This is a genomic window from Paenibacillus antri (assembly GCF_005765165.1).
GTDB classification, from domain to species: Bacteria; Bacillota; Bacilli; order Paenibacillales; family YIM-B00363; genus Paenibacillus_AE; species Paenibacillus_AE antri.
The window spans coordinates 116,940-140,072 of the sequence record NZ_VCIW01000020.1 but is presented as its reverse complement, the minus strand read 5'-3'; the positions used below and the strand labels follow the sequence as shown (position 1 = coordinate 140,072).

Genomic DNA, 23,133 nt, shown 5'->3' with positions numbered 1-23,133 from the left:
AACCCGGCGCATGAACCGAAAACACGATTCCCTCGGGGAAAAAGCGTTCGACGCATGTAATTATACGTTTCTTGCTCTCTTCGCGATCGTTACCGTACTCCCTTTCATTTACATCATCGCCGGATCGTTCGCGACCGAGGTCGAATTGACGGAACGGAAATTTTTCTTATTCCCCCGCGACCCGTCGATTTCGGCGTATCAGTACATCTTTTCGACCGATACGATGTTTCGGGCGATGGCCAACTCCGTGATCATTACGGTATTCGGTACGGCAACGAACCTCGCGTTCACGCTGACGATGGCGTACTCGTTGTCCCGGAGAGATTTGCTCGGACGCAATGCGTTCATGAATATGATCATCTTTACGATGTTGTTCAGCGGCGGAATGATTCCATCGTACCTCATCGTGAAAGAGCTTGGGTTGTTGGATCGATATGCGGCGGTCATTTTGCCGGGGGCGATCAGCGCTTTCAATCTCATCGTCATTAAAAACTTCTTTCAGAATTTGCCCGCGGGGCTCGAAGAATCGGCTCGCATCGACGGCTGCACCGACCTGGGGGTATTATGGCGCATCGTGCTTCCGCTGTCGAAACCGATCATCGCTACGTTCGGGTTGTTTTACGCCGTCGGCCATTGGAACAACTTCTTTTCCGCGCTGTTGTTTTTGAACGATCATAAGATGTGGCCGCTGCAGGTCATGCTGCGAGAGATCGTCATGCTGTCGCAGATGGCGGCCGGCGATATCAACAACTTGGACCCGGATTTCGTGGAGCCGCCGGCGCAATCGGTGAAGATGGCGGTCATCGTGGTCGGCACGGTTCCGATTCTCATGGTGTACCCGTTCTTGCAGAAGCATTTCGCCAAGGGCGTGCTGCTAGGCTCCATTAAGGGGTAGATCGTCGCCGACCGGCGATATCTATATAAAACAAGCGATCCAATATAAGGAGGGTAAGACAGATGTCGATGAAAACACGGACAACGAGAACATCGCTCGCAATCCTGCTGTCCGCCGTCATGACGGCGCTCGCGGCATGCTCGGGAAACTCGGGAGGCGGCAGCGAACCGGCGCCTTCGACCGGCGGAGAAACGCAGCAAACGACGGACAACAAAGGCGCGGAGGCGCCTGCGGAACAGGAACCCGCGAAGCAGGAGCCGTTGAAAATTTCGTTCATGGTGCCGGGATTCGATCCGGAAAACCTAGGGTATCCGGATGACGATTCCATCATTATTAAGACGATCGAGGAATACACGAACGCGGATCTGACGATGCAGTTCGTGCCGAACAGCTCGTACCCGGACAAGATGAACATCACATTGGCGTCGGGCGAGCTGCCCACGCTCATGGTTACCGATCCGAAAAATCCGAGCTTTATTAACGCGGCGCGTAACGGCGCGTTTTGGGAAATCGGGCCGTATCTGAAAGACTATGAAAATCTTGCCCAGGCGAATCCCGTCGTGTTGAACAATACGAGCATCGACGGCAAACTCTACGGCATTTACCGCGCGCGCACCCTCGGCCGGAACGGGATGACGCTCAATAGCGATTGGATGAAAAATCTCGGTCTCGAAGCGCCGAAGACGCTTGATGAATTCTACAACGTGATGAAAGCGTTCAGCGAGAACGATCCCGACGGCAACGGGAAGGACGATACGTACGGCATCGTCATTACGAAATGGCACGGGCCGTGGGACATTATGCAGGTGTGGTTCGGCGCGCCGAACAAGTGGGGCGAGGATGCGAGCGGCAATCTCGTACCGACGCACATGACGCCGGAATATCGCGAAGCGCTCAAGTTTTTCAAGAAGATGTATGACGAGAAGCTCGTGAACGAAGATTTCGCGGTCATGGACTCGGCGGTTTGGAACGACCCGTTCGTCAACGGAGAAGTCGGCGTATTCGTCGATGTCGCGGACAACGCCCGCCGACTCGACGGCAGTATGCAGGAAAAATACGGCAAACGCGACGAGTCGTATACGGCGGTGTTCCAGGCGCCGGTCGGTCCGAAGGGCCACCGCGACATGCCGACGTCCGGCTACAACGGCGTCATTGCCATATCCAAGAGCGCGGTGAAAACCGAGGAAGAACTGAAGCGCGTATTGACGTTCCTCGACCAGCTGAACGACGTGGAGATGCAAATGGTGCTGGAGAACGGCATCGAAGGGCGTCATTACAACATGGTCGACGGGTTTGTCGTCCCGATCGAAGATCAAGAAGCGGGCCTTAAGAAAGAACGCCTCAGCTTGAACCAAATGACGATGTATATCGGGCCGGTCATTCCGACGCGCGAGCAGACGGCCATCAATGTAATGATCGCCGACGTGCAGAAGAAGAACGAGGAGATCATCGTCGGCAACCCGGCGGAGCCGCTCGTCTCCGAAGTGTATGCGCAGAAGGGGCAGCAGCTCGACAACATTATCAACGACGCGCGCATTCAGTACATCGTCGGCCAGATCGACGACGCCGGCCTCGACGCCGCAATAGATCTGTGGTTGTCTACGGGCGGTCAAGATTACATCGACGAAATTAATAAGCTCTATAAAGCGTCCAAATAATAATAATTTCTAGCGGGAATGGACAGTGCGCGAACGTTCGCCGTACTGTCCATTGCTTCATCGGAGGAGGAACGCGGATGGCTCAAGCGGAAGCCGTATTGCTGAAGACGATCGACATCCGGCGGGCGGGGCTCCGAAACAAGCTGCTGCTCGGCGATCTCGACGGGGACGGCCGCATGGAGATCGTAATGGTCCAGCCGGACGGCGGCATCGACGACCGGTACGTCCCCCATCAGGTGCAGTGCTTGACCGCCTTCGATTTGGACGGACGACTGCTGTGGCAGGTCGGCACGCCCGATCCCGATTGCGGGGGGCCCGGATCGGATTATCCGGCGCAAATTTACGATATCGACGGAGACGGCCGCAACGAAGTAGCGTGCGTCATGAACAAGCGGTTCCTCGTCTTGGACGGACGCACCGGGGAGACGAAGCGTTCGTTCGACCTGCCGGGGCCGCACGCTCACGATTGCATCGTCATCGCGAACCTGACGGGCGGGCCGCAGGCGCGGGACGTCATCCTGAAGGATCGATACCGCACGTTATGGGCGCTCGATCGCGATTTTCGATTGCTGTGGAAGCATGAGGGCAATCCGGGACATTACCCGTGGGTATACGATTTCGACGGAGACGGGCGCGACGAGGTGATGGCCGGCTACGATTTGCTGGATCATGACGGGACGAAGCTTTGGTCCGCCCGCGATCTCGACGATCATGCGGATTGCATCTGGGTCGGGGACGTCGACGGCGACCCGCGCGGCGAGGAGGAGATCGTCATCGGCGGCAGCGTAACCGTCATGTACGACCGGCGCGGGAGAGAGCTGTGGCGGTACGACGGATCGATCGAATCTCAGCATGTCGCGTTAGGCAAGTTCCGGGACGATGTACCGGGGCTGCAGGTCGCTGGCCTCGACCGGATCCGCCGCGGGGATACCGGCGGCCGATGGACGGAAAGCGGGAAGGACGGGATGTTTCTTCTAGACTCGCAGGGGCGGGAGCTATGGAAGGAGGACCGGCGGACGAGCGGCTGGCTGACGATCGTCGAGACGCTCCGCCATTGGGACGACGGACCGCTCGATTATATTTTGGCGTACCGGCGCGGGGGCGGCGTCTATCCGACGCTGTACGACGGGCATATGAACGCTGTCGCGTCGTTCCCGGTCGACGGCTACGCCGCGCATGCGGATTTGATCGGGTCGGGCCGGGAGCAGGTACTGATTTACGACGCGTCGACGGTGTCGATTTTCGGCAGCCGGGCGAGCGAGCTGATTCCGGCGCGGCCCGGAGTGCCGCTGCCTCAGCCGAAGCGGCTGTACAGCTCCACGCTGTATCCCGGCGGAGAATATCGGTAGGAGGGGATCGCAAGTGGACGGCGTCAGGAACGAGGGGCGCGAGGAGGAACGAGAGCTCGGGGAGCTGCTGTATGCCAACCGGCTCGCGAACGCCGGCGACACGGCGGACTTCGTCATGGAGGGGGACGGGGCGGTCACGTTCCCGCAGGATCGGATGCGGCTGGAGAGCCGGCGAGACCCCGGGGAAGGGCAAGCCGCGAATATCGTCTACTGGTGCAAGGAGACGTTCCCGGCGGACATCGCCATCCGGTGGAAGTTTTGGCCCGTCCGCCAGCCGGGGCTTTGCATTTTATTTTTCGCCGCCGCGGGGCGGAACGGGGAGGATCTGTTCGATCCGGCGTTGTCGCGGAGAACCGGCATATACGATCAATACCACCACGGGGACATCGACGCGTACCACATCTCGTATTTTCGAAAAAGCAACGCGTCGGAACGCCGATTCCAGACCTGCAACTTACGCAAGAGCTACGGGTTTCATCTCGTCGCGCAAGGGGCCGACCCGATTCCGGGCGCGGCCGACTGCGATCCGCCGTATCGGATGCAGGTGCTTAAGCGCGGCCCTTCCATCGAGTTTTCGATCGACGAGCTGCCGATTTTCCGGTTCGCGGACGACGGGAAGTCGTACGGACCCGTACTGGGCGGCGGGCGCATCGGCTTTCGGCAGATGGCGCCATTGATCGCCGAATATTCCGATCTAGAGGTGTATCGACTGTAAAGGAGATGAGGGCGAATGAAGACGAACGATCGAGCGACGCTGGCATGGCTCGGGAAGCCGCCCGCGCTGGCGTCCGGGGCGACCTGGGGCGTGCCTTGGAAGGAAGGCGCGCTGCATCGGGACGCATCGCTCGCGCTGCGCGGGCGGAGCGGGACGAAGGTGGCGGTGCAGAGCTGGCCGACGGCGTATTGGCCGGACGGCAGCGTGAAGTGGACGGCGCACGCAGCAATGTTCCCTGCCGGCGGGGCGGAGGAAGGGTACGCGCTGGAGATCGGGGAGGGCGTCCGCGCAGAGGCTCCGCTCGTCGTGAAGGAAACCGACGCCGCCGTCGAAGTGGATACCGGAGCGATGAGCTGCGCGTTGAACCGCTCCGGCGCTTCGATCATTCGGGAGATGCTCCGGGACGGCGTGCCGGTTTGTACGGACGGCCGGTTAGTCGGCGTGCGCGAGGCGCGCGTGCGGACGTCCGGGCGGAACGCCGTCGCCCTGGAACCGATCGAGAGCGCCGTCGAGCGAACGACGGTGGAGCAGGCCGGCCCGATTCGCGCAGTCGTCAAGATCGCCGGCCGCCATCGCATCGAAGGGAGCGGGCGCAAGTGGCTGCCGTTCACGCTGCGGCTGTATTTCTACGCGGGCGCGGCTTCGGTTCGGGCGGTCCATACGTTCCTCTACGACGGGAACCCGCACCAAGATTTCATTCGAGGGCTGGGGATCCGCTTCTCGGTGCCGATGAAGGGACCGCTCTACAACCGGCATATCCGGTTCGCGGGCGACACGGGAGGGTTCGCCGAATCGCCCAAGGGGCTCATGACGTTTCGTCTGCCGGAGCGTCAGCGAAGCTTGTACGAACGGCAGACGGCCGGCGCCTGCATCGTCCTCGACGAGTCGGAGGACGCGGAGCTGCTCTCCTTGCTTGACGATTCCCCGGTATGGGGGGATTTCAAGCTGACGCAGCAAACCGCCGACTCGTACGCGATTGTGAAGCGCACGAAGGAAGGGTGCGGTTGGATTCGGGCCGCCGTCGGGGGCAGATCCGGCGGCTTGGCGTATGCCGGCGGCGAAGGGGGCGGGCTGGCCGTCGGCGTGCGCCGCTTCTGGGAAAAGTTCCCGTCCGCGCTCGAGGCGTCCGGCGCCGACCGGGACGAAGCGTCCGTGACGGCATGGTTTTGGTCGCCGGACGCTCCGGCGATGGATCTGCGCCATTACGATACGGAAACGCATGTGAGATCTTGTTACGAAGGCGCCGACGAGCTGCGCAGCACGCCGTACGGCGTCGGCAACACGAGCGAGCTGACTTGGTGGTGCTGCGACGGGACGCCGGACGCGGAGACGTTCGCCGCGATGGTTCGGGAGAAGGAGTCGCCGCCGCTGCTCGTGTGCGAGCCGGCCCGCTTCTACGAGACGAAAGCGCTCGGAGCCTGGAGTTTGCCGGACCGATCCACCCCGTTAAAGGTTCAACTTGAGGATACGTTGGATCGGCTCGTCCGGTTCTATCAGGATGAAATCGAGCAGCGAAGATGGTACGGCTTCTGGGACTACGGCGACGTGATGCACAGCTACGACCCGGTCCGCCATACATGGCGCTACGACATCGGCGGCTGCGCCTGGCAAAATACGGAGCTCGCTCCGAACATCTGGCTCTGGTATATGTTCCTGCGTTCGGGGCGGGAGGACGTCTTCCGGTTCGCGGAAGCGATGACGAGACATACGAGCGAGGTAGACGTCTACCATATCGGCGAATACGCCGGGCTCGGGTCTAGGCATAACGTGCTGCACTGGGGCTGCGGCTGCAAGGAAGCGAGGATCGGCATGGCCGGGCTGCATAAATATTACTATTATCTAACGGCGGATGAGCGGATCGGAGACATCATGGACGAGGCGAAGGACGCGGATTACGCGACGCTCCGGCTGGATCCGATGCGCGCGTACTTCGCCAAGGACGAGTTTCCGACGCATACGCGCAGCGGACCGGATTGGTCGGCGTTTTGCTCCAACTGGCTGGTTCAATGGGAACGTTACGAGGACGCCGCTTACCGGGATAAGATGCTGCGCGGGGTCGAGTGCTTGAAAGGGATGCCTCACCGGCTGCTGACCGGTCCCGTCTTCGGTTATGAGCCGAAAACCGGGGAGCTAATGTATTTCGGCGACGAAAATTACGGACATCACCTGATGATTTGCATGGGCGGCGCGCAGGTGTGGCAGGAGATGGCCATGCTGCTGAAGGACCCGGAATGGGACCGGATGCTGGCGGAATACGGCGAGTTTTACAATCTTCCGAAGGAAGAGAAAGCGCGGAGAACGGGCGGCGCGCTGCAGGGCAAGGATTGGAACATTCCGATGCTGTCGACGGCGATGATGGCGTTCGCGGCCGACCGCGACAAGAACAGGGCGTTGGCCGAGCAAGCTTGGGATTATTTGCTTCGGAGCGGCTTCGGCTGGAGCGTGACCATGCCGCTTGAAGCGCGGCCGGTCCCCCGCCTCGAATACATACGGCCGATTCAAGAAATTCCATGGATCTCTACGAATACGGTTTCCCAATGGTCGATCAATCTGATCGTTTGTCTTGAGCTGATCGGGGAGCATTTGCCGGACTCCATCGAAATGTTGGCGGCCGTCGCAGCCGGGAGGGAGGCCAAGTAAACCTGCCGCGCGTGTTCGCAGAACATAAGGAGCCTGAGCTTTAAGCGGAGAAAAGGATTGTCCTAGCCCCCGACCTGCCTTATATTGGGGAGTATGGAACGATAACCGCTATGACAGGTCAGGGGTGCTGGGATGGAAGCGAAGTTTTGTATGGCTTGCGGACAACCGCTGGAATCGCGCGATATCGACGGAACGCCGCGACGCGCGTGCACGGCGTGCAGCTTCGTGCATTGGGGCAACTACAGCGTCGGCGTCGGCGCGCTCGTCGCGAAGGACGGCAAGGTGCTGCTCGTGCGCCGGGCGCAGGAGCCCGGGAAGGGATATTGGACGAATCCGGGCGGTTACATCGAGCAGCTGGAGCCGATCGACGAGACGATTCGCCGCGAGGTGTTCGAGGAAAGCGGCGTCCGCGCGTCCGTGAAGAGCGTGGTCGCGCTGCGCGACCAGCCTAGAAGCATCCACAACGTGTACATCGCGTTCGCGATGGAATACGAGGGAGGCGACCCGACGCCGGACGGCGTCGAAGTCGACGGCGCCGGCTTCTATGGCCCGGAGGAGATGGAGCGGATGAACGTGGCGCCGTTCACGCGATGGCTCGTGGACGTGGCGCTGCGCGGCAAGTCGGAGGGTCTGGCGTTCGACCGCGAGCCGAACCCGCCGATGCAAGGCGGCCGCGGGTTCAGGGCGTAAGCGTATCGGAGGAGCCCGCCCCCGCCCCCGAGAGCCGATAGGCGGTCGGCGACATGCGATAATGCTTCGTGAACGCCCGGGTGAAGGCGAACAAGTCCGGGTAGCCGACGGTCGCCGCGATGTCCTGCACGGGCAGCTCGCTGTCCCGCAGCAAATCCGCGGCGTTCGCCATGCGCAGGCTCGTGACGTATTGCTTCGGCGACATGCCGTACTCCTTGCGGAACGCGTCGGACAGGTACGAGCGGTGAACGCCGGCCTCTTCCGCCAGCGCCTCGACGCGGATCGGCTCGGCATAGTGCAGCCGGATGTAAGAGGCGCAATGCGCGAGCCAATCCCGCGGCCGGGCGGGGCGATCCTGCTGCGGCGTCCCGATGCGCATCCATTCGATCAGCTCGTAGAACGAGCGCAGCTGACGGATCGGATCGCCGCCGCCGACGCTCGCATGAAGGCGGTTCGCCAGCTCGCGCCAACGGGGGCCGAGATCGACGCCCATGGTCGGGCGCTCCGGCGTCAACCCCAGCGCGGCGCACAGATGCGGCGATTGCGGCCCGCCGAAAGCGAACCACTGCATCCGCAATTCCGAGGACGCATCCGCGATCTTATACCGGTACGACACATTGGGGAATAGACAAAACATTTCCCCCTCCCCCACCGCGAATGTTCGGCCCCGCTCGTCGGTCAGCAGCAGGCTGCCCGCCACGACGAAATGAAAGCTAAAGCATTCGATCATCTTCGGTCCGACGTCGTAATCGGGTTTCGCCCGATTCCGGCCCGAACGCAGCAGATAGACGCCTCCGGCTCGCAGCAGCTCCGAAGGCACCTGCAGCCGAAATTCGGCGAACTCTCTTGCATATTCCTGCACTTCTCCTTCCTCCGTTCCGATACGACCTAACAATATGACAATCATTATAACATTTTGGCATGGTATCCGGCCCGCCGGTTTCATATGATTTCTATATTCCGGTTCTACACGATAAGGGGGCCATCCATTGAAACGTCCTAACATTCTGCTCATCACAAGCGATCAACAGCATTGGAATACGATCGGCGCCTTCAACGCCGAGCTGCATACGCCGAATCTAGACCGGCTCGTTCGCGAAGGCACGACGTTCGCGAGGGCCTATTGTCCCAATCCGACATGCACGCCGACGAGAGCGTCGATTCTGACGGGTCAATACCCGAGCCAACACGGAGCTTGGACGCTCGGGACGAAGCTGCTGGAGGACCGGCATGTCGTCGGCGACGACTTCGCCGCGAACGGATACCGAACCGCGCTCGTCGGGAAGGCGCATTTTCAACCGTTGAAGAGCACCGAGGAGTATCCCTCGCTGGAAGCGTATCCGCTGCTGCAGGATTTGGACTATTGGCGGCGGTTCGACGAGCGCTTCTACGGCTTCGATCATGTCGAGCTGGCGAGAAACCATACGAACGAGGCGCATGTCGGGCAGCATTACGCGATCTGGCTGGAGGAGAAGGGCTGCGCGAACTGGCGGGATTACTTCCTGCCGCCGACCGGCACGATGGATAAGGCTAAGCTGCACAAATGGGACATCCCCGAGGAATACCATTACAATACGTGGATCGCGGAGCGCACGAACGCCCTCCTTACGCAGTACCGCTCGAACGACGACAGCTTCTTCCTGTGGGCGAGCTTCTTCGATCCGCATCCGCCGTATCTCGTCCCGGAGCCTTGGGATACGATGTACGACCCGGACGCGCTGACGATTCCCGAGGCGGCGCCGGGAGAGCATGAGAACAATCCGCCGCATTTCGGCTTAACGCAAACCGAACGGCCGGACTTCTCGTACTTGAAGGAAACCGGGCAGGAAATTCACGGCTATCATTCGCATCTGCTGCCCGAAGCGGAACGCAAGCGACTCGTCTCGACGTACTACGGCATGGTGAGTCTGCTCGATAAATATATCGGCCGCATCCTGGACCGGCTGGACGAACTGGGGCTGGCGGACGACACGATCGTCGTGTTCACGACGGACCACGGCCACTTCTTCGGGCAGCACGGGCTGCAGGCGAAGGGGGGGTTCATGTACGAGGACTTGATCAAGCTGCCGTTCCTCGTTCGGTATCCCGGACGCGTGCCGGCCGGGGACGTGTCGCACGCGATGCAGTCGCTCGTCGACCTGGCGCCGACGTTCCTCTCGTTCGCGGGCATCCCGATGCCGCACGGCATGTCGGGGGTGGACCAGTCGGAGGTGTGGACGGGACAGAAGAGCGCGGCGAGGGATCATATTTTGTGCGAGTTCAGGCACGAACCGACGACGATCCATCAGAAGACGTACGTTGACCGGCGTTATAAACTGACCGTCTACTATAATCAGACGTACGGAGAGCTGTTCGATCTCGAGCAGGATCCGCAGGAGTTGAACAATCGGTGGGGCGACCCCGCGTTCGCGGCGGTCAAGAGCGAGCTGCTGTTGAAATTCGTCTGGGCGGAGCTCGGCAAGGAGCCGCTGGCGATGCCGCGCATTCACCACGCGTAATCGGCCCGCGGAACAAAAAAAGAAGGAACGGACGCGAGCGCCGTTCCTTCCCCCCTATGAAACTGCTATAAACCTATCGTTCCGGGCGCTCCCGAAGAGCGTAGTCCGGGGAACCGGGCGTTTTGGATGTCGACGATGGACAGCCATAAATTTTTCATGACGTCCTTATCGTGCAAATAAGAAGCGATTTGGTAGAGAGTGTTCAGTCCGCCGACGGCTTGATCTTTCGACGCGCAGCCGCTTAAATAATTATGTAGGATCCTCTCCTTTTCAAGCTGAATGAACCATAGCGCCTGCTGCTTCATTTTCCCTCCGACGGAACCGTGTAAGACCTTCTCCAAAAGCGTGTTCCTCCCTTTCTCTCTTTGAAAAAAGTGGTGCAAGGACTATATTACACAGCTTTCGCCGCGAAGTTTGTCGGACTTCGTTGTCGCTTAATATTTTTTTATATTTGAAGGTTCGTATATAATTGAAAGTAAAACGCTTTCATACATCGGAGTGGCCTATGCTGAGGAAAAGCATCCAAACGAAAATGTTCGTCGCGTTCAGCGCCGTCATGCTGTTCGCGCTGCTGAGCGTCGGATTGATCATCTATTGGAATTTAACGGAGAACATCAAGGCGAACGCGATTCAGTACGTCACGGACAGCCTTCGCCGCGCGGACGAAAACCTGAACGTGCTGCTGGAGGATACGAGCCTCCTCCTGACGACCGTCGCGGCGAACGAGGAGAACGTGATCGACGTGCTGCGCAGTCCCCACTTCGAAGTGTCGTACGAATGGGTGCTCGAGCAAAAGAAAATCGAAAATTTCCTGTCGTATTTGGTTGCCTATAAGTCGCATATCTCGAGAATATCGGTCGTCGACCGGAACGGGAAAATTTTTTTCGTCGGCGCGCCTTGGCTGGACGCTTCGAACCTGAACGCGCCGTTATTCGAACGGTTCTTGGCTTCGACCGGGCAGCAGGTGTTGTTCGAACGCGCCGGACAGAGCAAGACGCTCGTGATCGGCCGAGGGATTCAATACAGCGAATCGCCGAATGCCGCGGTCATGATCGACCTCAACTACGAAGTGATCGAGAACGCGTATAACATTAAGCCGTCGGAGGACAGTCATATTTACGTCATCGACGAAGACGGGGATTTCGTCTTCAATACGAACGGGCAAGTATCGGAAAATAACGTCTTCGACTCGCCGCTGTCCGGCGTCTTCGGCAAGCTTCTCGGCACGAATTCCGTCGGCGAGACGGAGGTCGAAGGCAAGCCGCATCTCGTCGTTAGCTATAAGTCGGAGAAGTCGGGATGGACGACGATCGGCACGATTCCGGAGCACGCGTTGATTCAAGATTCGATCCGCTTCCGTCATACGATCGCGCAAGTCGTCCTGCTGGCGTTCGTCGTCGCGTTATTCGTCTCGATCGCGATTTCGTCGCAAATTACGAAAAACTTGAAACGGCTGCGCAACGCGATGTTATGGGTGCATGACGGCAACTTGAGCGTGTCGACGAAGATCGATGCCGAAGACGAGGTCGGTCAGCTGAACGAGTTGTTCATCCGGATGCTGGACAAAATCAGAACGTTGGTCGAAGACATGAAGCAGCGCGAACGGCAAAAGCGCGAGGCGGAGCTGATGGCGCTGCAAGCCCAAATCAAACCGCATTTTCTGTATAATACGTTAAATACGATCAAATACATGGCTCATCTGCAGCATGCGAAGAACATCGAGGAGGTGTCGACGTCGCTTACCGATCTGCTGCGAGGCGTTCTCGGCAACACCCGCGAATTCGTGACGCTGCAGGAAGAACTCGATTATGTCAAAAGCTATGTCAACATTCAGCGCTACCGGTTCGTCAATCAATTCGACATTCATTACGATATCGAACCGGAGCTTTCGAAGCGCGAAGTGTTGAAGCTGATCTTGCAACCGCTCGTCGAGAACGCGATCTACCACGGCATTAGTCCGCTGGGCGAACCCGGCCTGATTCAAATCCGCGCGTATCGGGAGGAAGGCCGCATGAAGATCGAGGTCGCGGACACCGGCGTCGGCATGACCGAGGAGCAAATCGCGAAAGCGTTCGACACCGACGTGATGCAGGACAACGTAAGGCGCGGAGGGATGGGCATCATGAACGTGCACGAACGCATCCGCATGGTGTACGGCGAAGCGTACGGACTGTCCCTATACAGCCGGCACGGGTCGTTCACGAAGGCGGTCGTAACGATCCCGTTGGAGAGGATGGCGGAGGCGCGATGATTCGTACGATTTTGGTAGACGACGAAATGTTGGCGCGAAATTACATTCGGGGGTTGGTGGACTGGGAGCGGCACGGCTTCGACATCGTCGGCGAAGCGAGCAACGGGTTCGAGGCGCTTGCGCTCATCGAAGAACTGTCCCCGCAGCTCGTCCTGGCGGACATTCACATGGCCGGCATGGACGGCGTCGCGCTGTGCAAGCGGCTGTCGGAGCTGGGGGGAGACGTTCGAACCATCGTCCTCAGCAGCTACGACAACTACGATTACGTCCGAGAGACGCTTCGGCACGGGGCCGTCGATTACTTGCTCAAACACCGAGTGGACGGGCCCGGCCTGACCGCCCTGCTTGCGAAGGTGAAAGACGAAATCGAACAGTCCCACCGGCTTCGGCGCGAAGAGACGTATTTGGAGAAACACTGGAAGCTGATGAATCTGGAGCTGTCTCGGAAGTATGCCAAGGACTTGGCGCTCGGCACCGAGGAGGAACTCGGGCGGGCGATCCAATATTTCGCGAATTTGTCGCCGATCGGCGCCCGCAATTTGATGCTCGGGGTCATGCAGCTCGCGAATTACGCCTTGTTCACCGAGCTGCTCGCCACGCAGGAGAAGATGAAGCTGTCGCGATCGGTCGCGGACCTCTGCCATCAGCAGTTCGGTGAGCTGAACGGCATCGTCTCGGACCTCGAACAAGGCAAATATCTATTTTTGTTTTCGTTCGATCGGGAGAAGAGCGAGTACGCGATGAGGCAAAGGCTCCACGCCTGCACGCAGCGCATCGAGCGTTCGCTTCTCTCGCTCATGAACGTGAAAGCGGTGTTCGGCGCGTTCCAGCCGATGCGCGACGTCGAAGGCGTCCGCTCCGTCTACGAACGAGCCGACGGCTCGCTCGCGGAGAAGCAGCAGCTGCGGTGGATCGACGTAGAGAGTTCCGCCGTCGGCCGACAGCCGGCCTTCACGCTCGGTTTGGGCGAAGAGCGGGAGCTGCAGCTCGCTTTGGAGCAAGGCGACGAGGCGAAGACGAGGTCGCTGATCCATGGCATCTTCGAGGCGATCCGAAGCCGCGGGGCGACCGTGCAATCGATCCAACTGACGGTCGGGGAGCTCGTGAGCTTAGCGGAGAAGGTATGGAGGAAGTCGGGGGGCAAAGAAGCGACGTTCTACGAGGGCGCCTACCTGACGCGAAGCGACCTGAGCCGGGCCGATCGGCTCGACGATATCCGGAATTGGACGTTGTCGCTGTTCGATGCGCTGCTCGGCAAGCTTCCGAGGGACTCGTCCGACGAAGGAGGCTCCGCGTACGTGAAGGCGGCGAAATCGTTCGTACGTCAACGATACCGCGAGAACATCTCGCTCGAGCAAGCGGCGGAGCATGCGGGCATCACCGCCTCGTATTTAAGCCGGCTGTTCAAGCAGCAGGCGGGCGTCAACTTCACGGACTATTTGAATCAGGTCCGCATCGAACAGGCGAAGCAGCTGATCCGCCACCGGCAAGGAACCGTGAAGATGAAACATCTCTATAAGGACGTCGGATTTTCCAGCTATAATTACTTTTTTAAAGTATTCAAGGACATCGTAGGGATGACGCCGAACTCTTACGCGAACGGCCCGGAGCGGCGGGAGAGCGGAGATGGCGAAGCGCGCTGAGCGGCGCGCTTTTTTGTTTCCGGTCGCAAAGGAGCGCGTGCAAAATCGTGTAGTATTTTAGGAAATATTGTAGCGCTTTCATTTCCTTGCGTTTTGTAAGATTAAAGCGGTTACACAATAGATGAATCCTTAAGGAGGTCGCTCGTATGAAAACGTTGCAAAAGGGATTGTCGGTGTCGCTGGCGGTCGCCCTCATGTCGACGGCGCTGCTCGCCTGCAACACGGACTCGGCCGAAGGGCCGGAGCCGGCGCCGCAGAGCGAAGGCGGGAGCGCGGGCAACGGGGACGGCTCCGCCGAAGGCGAACTGCTGAACAAGGAAGGGTTCCCGATCGTCAACGAGCCGATTTCGCTCAAGATGTTCGCGCGCAAGGCGCCGCCGAACGGTCCTTACGAGGACATGCTGATGTTCAAAGAATACGAGAAGATGACGGGCATCGACATCGTCTGGGAGGACGTGCCCGACGAAGGCTTCGCGGAACGCAAAAATTTGTTGTTCGCTTCGAACGAATTGCCGGATGCGTTGTACAAAGCCGGGATAACGCCGCTGGAGGCCATCCGCTACGGCAGCAGCGGCATGCTTATTCCGCTCGAGGGTTTACTGGATTCGTACGCGCCGAACATCACCGCGTTGTTAGAACAGTACCCGGAAATTCGGGCGTCCATTACGGCGCCGGACGGCCATATTTATGCGCTGCCGGCCATCCTCACGCTCGGGGCGGCTCGCACGAACAAACACTGGATGAACATGGCTTGGCTCGACGCCGTCAATTTGGAGGCGCCGGAGACGCACGAGGACGTGGTCGAGGTGCTGCGCGCGTTCCGCGACGGGGACCCGAACGGCAACGGACAGCAGGACGAAATTCCGCTGTCGACTTGGAATTTGCCGGATCTCATTAACAGCATGTCGGGTTCGTTCGGCTTGCAGACCCAGATGGGATATCGCATCAATATCGAGGGCGACAAGGTCGACCTCTGGATTGAGGACGATCGGTTCAAGCAGCTGCTCGAGTTCCTGCATCAGCTGTATTCGGAAAAGCTGATCGATCAGGAGCTGCTGACGCATACCGGCGCGGATTACGTGGCGAAGATGGGCGAAGGAAAACTCGGCTACTTCTTCAACCAAGCGAGCGACCCGTTCGTGAATCGGAAAGAAGATTACGCGGGCATCGCCCCGTTCGTCGGACCGAACGGAGACCGGATGGTCAACGGCAGCCCGGTCGCCCGCGACTTCGGCACGTTCGCGATCACGTCGGTCAACAAGTACCCGGAAGCGACCATGCGTTGGATCGACTACTTCTTCAGCGAAGAAGGTTCGATCTTCATGCGGTACGGCATCGAAGGCGAAACGTTCGATTTCCAACCGGACGGGAAGCCGGAATATACCGAAGCGATCCTGACGGATCCGCGAGGCACCGGGGTGACGATCGGTCAATTCACGCCTTGGCCGGGCGGGGGATCTCCGCAGTACGTCAACGTGAACAACGCGTCCGCGATCAATCCGCCGGAGGTGCAGGCGGCGCAGGAAGCGCTCGATCCGTACCTGCCGGACAAAATTTACGGCGCGCCGATGTTCGACGAGCAGACGGCGAAGGAAGTCAACACGCTGCGGCAAGACATCGACGCCTTCGTCGACGAGAGCGCCGCCAAGTTCGTCACCGGCGCCCTCTCGTTCGACAAGTGGGGCGAATACGTCGGTACGCTGAACAAGATGAATCTCGAGCAGCTTCAGAAGTTTTACCAAGACGCTTACGACAAGACGAAGTAACGGCGACGACTTCGACGGCAGGGGGGCGCGGCGGTTCGGCCGCCCTCCCTTGCCGCCGGACCCGCCGGGAATGGAGGGACGCCAGTGGAGCGCACGTTCAAAAGAGTGTTCACCCGCTACGATTTATACTTGATGCTGCTCATCCCGATGGCGTGGTACATTTTGTTCCAATACGGGCCGATGTACGGCTTGCAAATCGCGTTCAGAGATTTCAACCCGGCAAGAGGCATTACAGGAAGCGAATGGGTCGGCTTCGAAAACTTCGATCGATTTTTCTCTTCATACTATTTCGGCCGGTTGTTATGGAATACGGTTTCGATCAGCATCTACTCGCTCCTGTTCGCGTTTCCGATTCCGATCCTCCTCGCGCTGCTGATCAACGAGATGAAAGGCGAACGGTACAAGAAACTGCTGCAGAACGTCACTTACATGCCGCACTTCATTTCCGTCGTCGTCATCGTCGGCATGCTTCAACTGTTCCTCAACCCGCAGGCCGGGTTCGTCAATTTCGCGCTGAAGGAAGTCGGCATCGAGCCCGTCGCGTTCCTGGAGAAGGCGGAATGGTTCAAGACCGTCTTCATCGGATCGAACATTTGGCAAAACATGGGCTGGCAGTCCATTATTTATATCGCCGCGCTCGCCGGCGTTAACCCGCAGCTGTACGAGGCCGCCAAAATCGACGGCGCGGGACGGTGGCAGCGCATTCGACACGTATCGCTTCCCGGCATCTTCCCGATTATCGTCATCCTGCTCATCCTCGATATCGGCCACTTCATGAACGTCGGCTTCGAGAAAATCTTGCTGATGCAAAACAGCTTGAACAAGGACGCCAGCGACGTCATTCAGACGTTCGTATACCAGAACGGTATTCTGCAAGGAGACTTCAGCTACAGCGCGGCGATCGGCTTGTTCAATTCCGTCATTAACTTCGCCCTGCTGGTGCTTATTAACCGGTACGCTCGGAAGAAAGCGGAGACGAGCCTATGGTAACCGAACGGAGAAGCGCCGCTTCCGTTCGCGCGCGGAGCGCCATCGACGACGGACGATGGTTCGACGCCGGCGTGAACGCGGTAGCGGCGGTCATCTTACTGATTGTATTGTATCCGCTGCTCTTCGTCCTCAGCGCATCGTTCAGCGACCCGAGACAGGTCATGAACGGAGAGATGTGGCTGTGGCCCGTCGGCTTTACGCTGGACGCCTATCGCGAAGTGTTCAATTACGGGGCGGTGTGGGTCGGTTATAAAAACACCTTGTTCTATTCGTTCGCGGGCACGATCGTGAACATCTTCCTGACGACGCTCGCAGCCTACCCGCTGTCTCGCAGGGACTTGCCCGGACGCAACGTCTTTATGTTCGTCGTCACGTTTACGATGTTTTTCAACGGCGGGCTGATTCCGACGTATTTGCTCGTGAGAGATCTCGGCATGGTGAACACGGTCTGGGCGCTCCTCGTGCCGAACGCGATCGCGACGTACAACTTGATCGTGATGCGCACGTATTTCCAGTCGAACATCCCGTGGGAGGTGCAGGAAGCCGCTCATATCGACGGGTGCTCGAACGTTCGGATGCTGACGCATATCATCCTGCCGCTGTCGAAGCCGATCATCGCCGTCATGGTGCTGTTTTACGCCGTCGGGCACTGGAACGCGTTCTTCAACGCGCTCATCTATTTGCGCAACGACGCGCTGTATCCGCTGCAGCTGGTGCTGCGCGAAATTTTGATCATCAGCCAGAGCAGCTACCTCGACGAAGGCGGCTCCTCGTTCGGCATGACCGAGAAGCTCCTTCTCGCCGAGAGCATCAAATACGCGCTCATCATTATCGCGAGCATTCCGGTGCTGATCATGTACCCGTTCGTGCAAAAGCATTTCGTGAAGGGCGTTATGATCGGCTCGATCAAAGGGTAAAGAAATTACGGAGAGGACTGAAACCGATTGGCGAATCATGCGAAGCTGGTCATCCATGGCGACCGCGTCCGCAAGGGCGAGATACAACCGTTCCTGTTCGGCCATTTCGTCGAGGATATCCGCGACCATATGGATGCGATGTTGGCGTTCCCCTTGAAGACTATGGATTTCGAAAAGGAGGCGGAATTCGCCCCCGGCGTCTCCGGCGAATGGATGCCGATCACGAACGGGAAAAATACGGCGTTCTCGTTGGAGCCGCCGGCGCCGCGACACTCCGGCCACAGCCAGAAAATTCGAATCGCAAGCGACGACCGGTGTTACGCGGGAATCGCGCAGCGCGTCTCCGTCCGCGGCGGCATTCGTTACGAGGCGAAGCTGTTCGCTCGGGCGACGAGGGAGATCGAATCGTTGCGGCTCGCGATCGTGGACCGCATCACGGGGAAGACGCTCGGCGAAGCCGAGGTCGCGATCGAGAGCCACGACTGGCGGGAGTATAAGACCGAGATCCGCGTCTCCGCCGCGAGCGCCGACGCCGAGTTCCGCTTGACGATCAGCTCCGAGGAGAAGACGTGGAAGGATTCGATCTCGACCGGCGCGCTGTGGCTGGATCACGTGTCGCTGTTGCCGGAGGATCATGTCGGCCTCGTCAAGCCGGACGTGTTCGAGATGACGAAGCGGCTGAACGCCGGCATGATGCGGCTCGGCGGCAACTACATCAGCGCGTACCATTGGCGGCAAGGGGTCGGACCGGCCTACGAACGTCCGAACGTCATGAACGAAGCATGGGATCACCAGGCGGATAAATATTTCGGCACGATCGAATTTTTGGAGTTTTGCGAACGGCTCGGCGTCGAACCGCTTATCTGCGTGAACGACGGCTCGGGCACGCCCGAGGAAGCGGCGGAGTGGATTCGGTATTGCAACGCGGACGCCGAGACCGATCCGCTCGGCGCGCTGCGGGCGTCGCACGGCCGCGTCGAACCGTTCCGGGCGAAATATTGGGAGATCGGCAACGAGGTGTGGGGTCCGTGGCAGGTCGGGCATTGCGACGCGGAGGAGTACGCGCATCGCCTCGTCGCTTTCGCGAAAGGGATGAAGGCCGTCGACCCGGAGCTCGTCCTGCTCGGCTGCGGCCATACGGACGACGCATGGAACCGGACGGTGCTCGACATCGCCGGCGAGCATATCGATTACCTCACGATGCATATTTACCAGCATTACTCCACGTACGGGTATCCGGGCAGAGACGCCGCCGAGCGCGCGCCGGCGGAGGAGAAGTTCCGCGCGATCGTCAGCTATCCCGAGGTGTCGCGATATGCGATTCGCCAAGCCGCGGACGCGATTCGGAGCAGCGAGAAGGCGCGGCACGTGAAGCTGGCGATCACGGAGTACAACACGATGTACTACCCGAACACGATTCGCCAAGGGCTGCCGAACGAGCATACGCTGGAGGCCGCCGTCGCGAACGCCGCGAACCTGAACGAGATGATTCGCAGCTGCGACATCGTGGAGATCGGCAGCTTCTCGGACCTCGTGAACGGTTGGCTCGGCGGCTGCATCCGGGTCGGCGACAACTACGCCGACCAGAAGAAGGGGCGCGTGCCGGGCTGGAGCGGCAAGGGCGACCTCGTCTACGGCACGCCGACGTATTATGCGCTCGAGCTGTTCGCGAACGCGGACATCGCCCGGGTCGTGGAACACGAGCTGAGCTGCGATACGTTCGACGCGCCGAAGCACGCGTGGGGCGTGCCGACGGACGGCTTGCCGACGCTCGACGTCGTCTGCTGCATCAGCCGGGACGGACGCAAGCTGACCGCCCTCGTCGTGAACCGCTCGCTCGAGGACGTCGACGCGGAGCTGCGCGCGAACGGCTTCGAAGCAGCGCCCGGCGCGGTCGTACGGGAAATCGCGGGAGACCGCATCGACCTCGTCAACGACGTGTTCGAGCCGGAGGCGGTCGTCAGCCGGCGGTTCGAGGCCGCGACGGAGGGAAGCGGGGCGCTGTCGCTGCGCTTGAAGGCGCATTCGATCTATGCGGTCGAATTAACGGCCGCGCAATAAATCTCGGAGCGTCCGCACGCCTCGATCGAGCTCCTCGGTCGAGGCGTACGCGTAGGATAGGCGCAGCGAACGCGCGTCTCCCCGGTCGTAGAGAAACCCGGGATTCAGCAGCACGCCCCGGCGCAGCGCGTCGTCGAACAGCCGTCCGGCGTCGACGGCGACGTCGGGCGCAAGCGTCAACCAAATATAGAAGCCTCCTTCCGGGACGGTCCAGGAGGCGAGTCCGGAGAGATGCTCGCGCAGCAGCGAAAGCATCTCTTCTCTGCGTCCGCGGAGCTCGCCGCGCACGGTCGCGACGTGTTTGTCGTACAGCCCGCCGCCGATCCACTCCGCCGCCGCCCATTGCGAGAGCGAGCTGGCGCCGTAGTCGGTCTGCATCTTGACGTCGGCGAGCCGGCCGACGACGGGCTCCGGGCCGACGACCCAGCCGATGCGAAGACCGGGACTGAGCGTCTTGGACAAGCTGCCGAGGTACAGGACCGTGCCTTGGCGGTCCATCGACTTGATCGGCGGCGGCGGCGGCGCGTCGAGCCACAGCTCTCGATACACGTCATCTTCGACGACGGGGAGGCGCTCCCGCTCGCATACCCGGAGCAGCGCCTCGCGTCCGCGCGCGTCGAGCGTCGCGCCGGTCGGATTGTGGAACGTCGGATTCGTGTAGAGCAGCGCGGCCTTCAGCTGCCGCTGGCTGGCGGCCACCGCCTCCGCCTGCAGACCGCCGTTTACGATCGGCAGCCCTCTCAGCCGCATGCCGGCCGACTGGAACACCTGCAACGAGTTAAGATACGAGGGCGTCTCGGTCAGGACGGCGTCGCCCTTCCGCAGCAGAGACAGCGAGATCAGCTGCAGCGCTTGGATCGCGCCGGAGACGATGAGGATCGAAGACGGGGACGCCTCGACGCCGCGAACGCGCAGCCATTCGGAGAGCTTCTCCCGAAGGTGCAGATTGCCGAGCGGCTCCTCGTAGCCGAGCGGGACGGGGCGTTCCGCGAGCCGCTCGAACAGCCGCCGCGTCTGCTCCTGCGGCAGCAACGAAGGAGCGAGTTCTCCGGAGCCGAGGCGGATGAGGCCGGGCGGCGGCTGATTGATGCGCTGCACGATGTGCAGATTGGACTCGTACAGCCCGGAAGCGACATATTCGTTCCACTTCGGCGGCGCGGACGCGGTCAGCAGGCCCCAGGTCGTGTTGACGACGCGCGTGCCCCCGCCGCGGTTGCCCTCGAGCAGACCGAGAGAGGTCAGTTCGTCCAGGGCGGCGACGATGGTGCTGCGGTTTACGCCGAGCGCTTCGGCGAGCGCGCGTTGGGGCGGAATTTTCGTCCCCGCCGTCCATTCGCCGCGCGCGATTTTCCCTTTGAGATGTTCGACGACTTGCCGAGCGAGCCCCGCGCTCGAGGCGCGGTCGGGCTTCCAATGCAGGTTCGGTCGCATGCTGGGGCTCCCATTTTCGATGATGGCTCTATCTTATCACTTGGTTGGTTCGAGAACCAACCAACTTGGATGGAGACTTCGCGGGTCGCTTCCGCTACAATGGGGAAGTTGCGTCGTTGATGACTAGAAGAAAAGGGGATGTTCCTTATGATAGATCCGCGTATGAAATCTTTGGCCCGCGCCGTAGTCACCTATTCGCTGAACGTGCAGCCGGGGGAGAAGGTGCTCATCGACGCGCTCGACGTGAAGGATATGGGCGCCGTCTCGGCGTTCGTCGAAGAAGTTCACCGCGCCGGCGGTCTCGCGTTCGTCGAAATTACGGATTACTCGGTGCTCCGGAAGCTCCAGATCGGCGGAACGGACGCCCAGTTCGAGGCGGAAGCTTCCTACAAGCTGGCCCGCATGAAGGACATGGACGCGGTCGTGCACGTGCTCGGCGAAGAAAACGTCGCCGAATACGCCGACATCCCGGCGGAGCGCCGGAACGCCTATCAGCGGGCGATGCGGCCGGTGAAGGACGAGACGCATCGGAAGCGGTGGACACTGTTCAACTATCCTTCGAAGGCGTACGCCCAACTGGCCGGCATGAGCACGGAGGCGTACACGGACTTCCTGTTCAAGACGTGCACGATGGATTACCGCAGCATGTCCGAAGCGATGAAGCCGCTCGCCGCGCTGATGGAGCGAACGGATCGCGTTCGGGTCGTCGCGCCGGGGACGGACTTGTCGTTTTCGATCCGGGGACTTCCGGGCATCGCCTGCGACGGGAAAGTTAATTTGCCGGACGGCGAGGTGTTCACGGCGCCCGTGCGGGATTCGGTCAACGGCACGGTTCTGTTCAATGCGCCGACCTCATACCGCGGGCATACGTTCAACCGGCTGTCGCTTACGTTCCGGGGCGGCCGCATCGTCGAAGCGTCCAGCGACAACGACGCGAAGCTCTTCGACATTCTCGACGTCGACGAGGGCGCGCGGTACGTCGGCGAGTTCGCGATCGGCGTCAATCCGTACGTCGACCGGATCATGAACGACGTCGGCTTCGACGAGAAGATCAGCGGCAGCGTCCACTTCGCGCTCGGCAACGCGTACGAGGAATGCGACAACGGGAACCGTTCGATGATTCATTGGGATATCGTCTTGCTGCTTCGTCCCGAACACGGCGGCGGCGAAATCTACTTCGACGACGCGCTGATCGGCAAGGACGGGCGATTCGTCGTCGACGAACTGCTCGCTTTAAATCCGGAGCGGCTGATGGGGGCGGAAACATAAGCGGGGGCTTCGGCCTCCGCTTTTTTTTTGCGTAACGAGCCCCTGTTTCTTTGTGTTTCCGGGATCCGTCGCATAAGGAGATACCAATGGGGGGTATCGGTTTTTATTTTTGCCTTAACTCAGGAAGAACGCAAACGCCGAGCCCGCGCCAATTCAGGAGAATCGGCCCGACGGTTCTCCTGAGTTAACGACAAATTCAAAATGGTGGAACGCTCCCCTTTTCAGTTGGGAAATGGGGGCGGGAAAGAGCTGCTGTGTTGCGCGATAGTGCAAAATATGGACCGCTAAGGTGCAATAAGTGCTGCATCATGGTGCAATTCGCGGGGAGACAGGAGTCTGGCGGACGATGCGGATGGGGAA

At 60.1% G+C, this 23,133-nt stretch carries 17 protein-coding genes; 14 read left to right on the top strand and 3 right to left on the bottom strand.

The genetic code is table 11. The features are described 5' to 3' along the window. Positions 1 to 10 precede the first annotated feature (10 nt). The 6 genes from FE782_RS24870 (at position 11) to FE782_RS24845 (ending at position 7,947) form a co-directional block, all read left to right on the top strand. The gene (locus FE782_RS24870; RefSeq protein ID WP_138197061.1) at positions 11 to 895 is read left to right on the top strand and encodes a carbohydrate ABC transporter permease; all 885 of its coding nucleotides are present in this window, start codon (positions 11 to 13) and stop codon (positions 893 to 895) included. Between the two features lie 68 nt (positions 896 to 963). Next, positions 964 to 2,553: an extracellular solute-binding protein gene (locus FE782_RS24865; RefSeq protein WP_138197085.1), complete on the top strand. Its 1,590-nt coding sequence runs from the start codon at positions 964 to 966 to the stop codon at positions 2,551 to 2,553. Positions 2,554 to 2,630: 77 nt separating this feature from the next. Beyond that, the gene (locus FE782_RS24860; RefSeq protein WP_138197060.1) at positions 2,631 to 3,902 is read left to right on the top strand and encodes a rhamnogalacturonan lyase family protein; all 1,272 of its coding nucleotides are present in this window, start codon (positions 2,631 to 2,633) and stop codon (positions 3,900 to 3,902) included. Positions 3,903 to 3,915: 13 nt separating this feature from the next. Next, positions 3,916 to 4,617 carry a DUF1961 family protein gene (locus tag FE782_RS24855; protein ID WP_138197059.1) on the top strand — a complete coding sequence of 234 codons (702 nt, stop codon included), beginning with the start codon at positions 3,916 to 3,918 and terminating at the stop codon, positions 4,615 to 4,617. Between the two features lie 15 nt (positions 4,618 to 4,632). After that, positions 4,633 to 7,257: an exo-rhamnogalacturonan lyase family protein gene (locus tag FE782_RS24850; protein ID WP_138197058.1), complete on the top strand. Its 2,625-nt coding sequence runs from the start codon at positions 4,633 to 4,635 to the stop codon at positions 7,255 to 7,257. A 132-nt stretch (positions 7,258 to 7,389) separates the two neighbouring features. Continuing rightward, a complete protein-coding gene (locus FE782_RS24845; RefSeq protein ID WP_138197057.1) occupies positions 7,390 to 7,947 on the top strand; it encodes an NUDIX hydrolase in 558 nt (185 codons plus the stop codon). On the opposite strand, the gene FE782_RS24840 is transcribed toward FE782_RS24845, so the two are convergent. Next, positions 7,937 to 8,809, bottom strand: a complete 873-nt coding sequence (locus FE782_RS24840) for a helix-turn-helix transcriptional regulator (RefSeq protein WP_158299532.1) — start codon at positions 8,807 to 8,809, stop codon at positions 7,937 to 7,939. The genes FE782_RS24845 and FE782_RS24840 overlap by 11 nt on opposite strands. Before the next feature lie 127 nt (positions 8,810 to 8,936). Between FE782_RS24840 and FE782_RS24835 the strand changes: the two genes are divergently transcribed. Continuing rightward, positions 8,937 to 10,445 carry a sulfatase family protein gene (locus FE782_RS24835; protein ID WP_138197055.1) on the top strand — a complete coding sequence of 503 codons (1,509 nt, stop codon included), beginning with the start codon at positions 8,937 to 8,939 and terminating at the stop codon, positions 10,443 to 10,445. A gap of 65 nt (positions 10,446 to 10,510) precedes the next feature. On the opposite strand, the gene FE782_RS24830 is transcribed toward FE782_RS24835, so the two are convergent. Continuing rightward, positions 10,511 to 10,786: a hypothetical protein gene (locus FE782_RS24830; RefSeq protein ID WP_138197054.1), complete on the bottom strand. Its 276-nt coding sequence runs from the start codon at positions 10,784 to 10,786 to the stop codon at positions 10,511 to 10,513. 164 nt (positions 10,787 to 10,950) lie between these two features. Here FE782_RS24830 and FE782_RS24825 point away from each other — a divergent pair, with 164 nt between their 5' ends. The 6 genes from FE782_RS24825 (at position 10,951) to FE782_RS24800 (ending at position 20,073) form a co-directional block, all read left to right on the top strand. Then, complete coding sequence (locus tag FE782_RS24825; RefSeq protein WP_138197053.1) at positions 10,951 to 12,696, top strand: sensor histidine kinase; 1,746 nt, start codon at positions 10,951 to 10,953, stop codon at positions 12,694 to 12,696. Continuing rightward, complete coding sequence (locus tag FE782_RS24820; RefSeq protein WP_138197052.1) at positions 12,693 to 14,339, top strand: response regulator transcription factor; 1,647 nt, start codon at positions 12,693 to 12,695, stop codon at positions 14,337 to 14,339. The genes FE782_RS24825 and FE782_RS24820 overlap by 4 nt, the downstream gene beginning before the upstream one ends. Positions 14,340 to 14,485: 146 nt before the next feature. Continuing rightward, on the top strand, positions 14,486 to 16,105 hold the full coding sequence (locus FE782_RS24815) for an extracellular solute-binding protein (RefSeq protein WP_138197051.1): 1,620 nt from the start codon (positions 14,486 to 14,488) through the stop codon (positions 16,103 to 16,105). A 132-nt stretch (positions 16,106 to 16,237) separates the two neighbouring features. Next, entirely contained in the window at positions 16,238 to 17,095 is an 858-nt protein-coding gene (locus tag FE782_RS24810; RefSeq protein ID WP_138197084.1) for an ABC transporter permease, read from the top strand. Further along, complete coding sequence (locus FE782_RS24805; RefSeq protein ID WP_138197050.1) at positions 17,089 to 18,012, top strand: carbohydrate ABC transporter permease; 924 nt, start codon at positions 17,089 to 17,091, stop codon at positions 18,010 to 18,012. The genes FE782_RS24810 and FE782_RS24805 overlap by 7 nt, the downstream gene beginning before the upstream one ends. Before the next feature lie 27 nt (positions 18,013 to 18,039). Further along, a complete protein-coding gene (locus FE782_RS24800) occupies positions 18,040 to 20,073 on the top strand; it encodes an alpha-L-arabinofuranosidase family protein (RefSeq protein ID WP_238392655.1) in 2,034 nt (677 codons plus the stop codon). Here FE782_RS24800 and FE782_RS24795 read toward each other — a convergent pair. After that, on the bottom strand, positions 20,056 to 21,504 hold the full coding sequence (locus FE782_RS24795; RefSeq protein ID WP_138197049.1) for an aminotransferase-like domain-containing protein: 1,449 nt from the start codon (positions 21,502 to 21,504) through the stop codon (positions 20,056 to 20,058). The genes FE782_RS24800 and FE782_RS24795 overlap by 18 nt on opposite strands. 147 nt (positions 21,505 to 21,651) lie before the next feature. Here FE782_RS24795 and FE782_RS24790 point away from each other — a divergent pair, with 147 nt between their 5' ends. Next, positions 21,652 to 22,773 carry an aminopeptidase gene (locus FE782_RS24790; protein WP_138197048.1) on the top strand — a complete coding sequence of 374 codons (1,122 nt, stop codon included), beginning with the start codon at positions 21,652 to 21,654 and terminating at the stop codon, positions 22,771 to 22,773. Positions 22,774 to 23,133: the final 360 nt, after the last annotated feature.

What these genes read in the sequence shown, in the direction of transcription:
- FE782_RS24870 (WP_138197061.1), top strand. Translation starts at nt 11, where the DNA reads ATGAACCGAAAACACGATTCCCTCGGGGAAAAAGCGTTCGACGCATGT.
- FE782_RS24865 (WP_138197085.1), top strand. Translation starts at nt 964, where the DNA reads ATGAAAACACGGACAACGAGAACATCGCTCGCAATCCTGCTGTCCGCC.
- FE782_RS24860 (WP_138197060.1), top strand. Translation starts at nt 2,631, where the DNA reads ATGGCTCAAGCGGAAGCCGTATTGCTGAAGACGATCGACATCCGGCGG.
- FE782_RS24850 (WP_138197058.1), top strand. Translation starts at nt 4,633, where the DNA reads ATGAAGACGAACGATCGAGCGACGCTGGCATGGCTCGGGAAGCCGCCC.
- FE782_RS24845 (WP_138197057.1), top strand. Translation starts at nt 7,390, where the DNA reads ATGGAAGCGAAGTTTTGTATGGCTTGCGGACAACCGCTGGAATCGCGC.
- FE782_RS24825 (WP_138197053.1), top strand. Translation starts at nt 10,951, where the DNA reads ATGCTGAGGAAAAGCATCCAAACGAAAATGTTCGTCGCGTTCAGCGCC.
- FE782_RS24820 (WP_138197052.1), top strand. Translation starts at nt 12,693, where the DNA reads ATGATTCGTACGATTTTGGTAGACGACGAAATGTTGGCGCGAAATTAC.
- FE782_RS24815 (WP_138197051.1), top strand. Translation starts at nt 14,486, where the DNA reads ATGAAAACGTTGCAAAAGGGATTGTCGGTGTCGCTGGCGGTCGCCCTC.
- FE782_RS24810 (WP_138197084.1), top strand. Translation starts at nt 16,238, where the DNA reads ATGCTGCTCATCCCGATGGCGTGGTACATTTTGTTCCAATACGGGCCG.
- FE782_RS24805 (WP_138197050.1), top strand. Translation starts at nt 17,089, where the DNA reads ATGGTAACCGAACGGAGAAGCGCCGCTTCCGTTCGCGCGCGGAGCGCC.
- FE782_RS24795 (WP_138197049.1), bottom strand. Translation starts at nt 21,504, where the DNA reads ATGCGACCGAACCTGCATTGGAAGCCCGACCGCGCCTCGAGCGCGGGG.
- FE782_RS24790 (WP_138197048.1), top strand. Translation starts at nt 21,652, where the DNA reads ATGATAGATCCGCGTATGAAATCTTTGGCCCGCGCCGTAGTCACCTAT.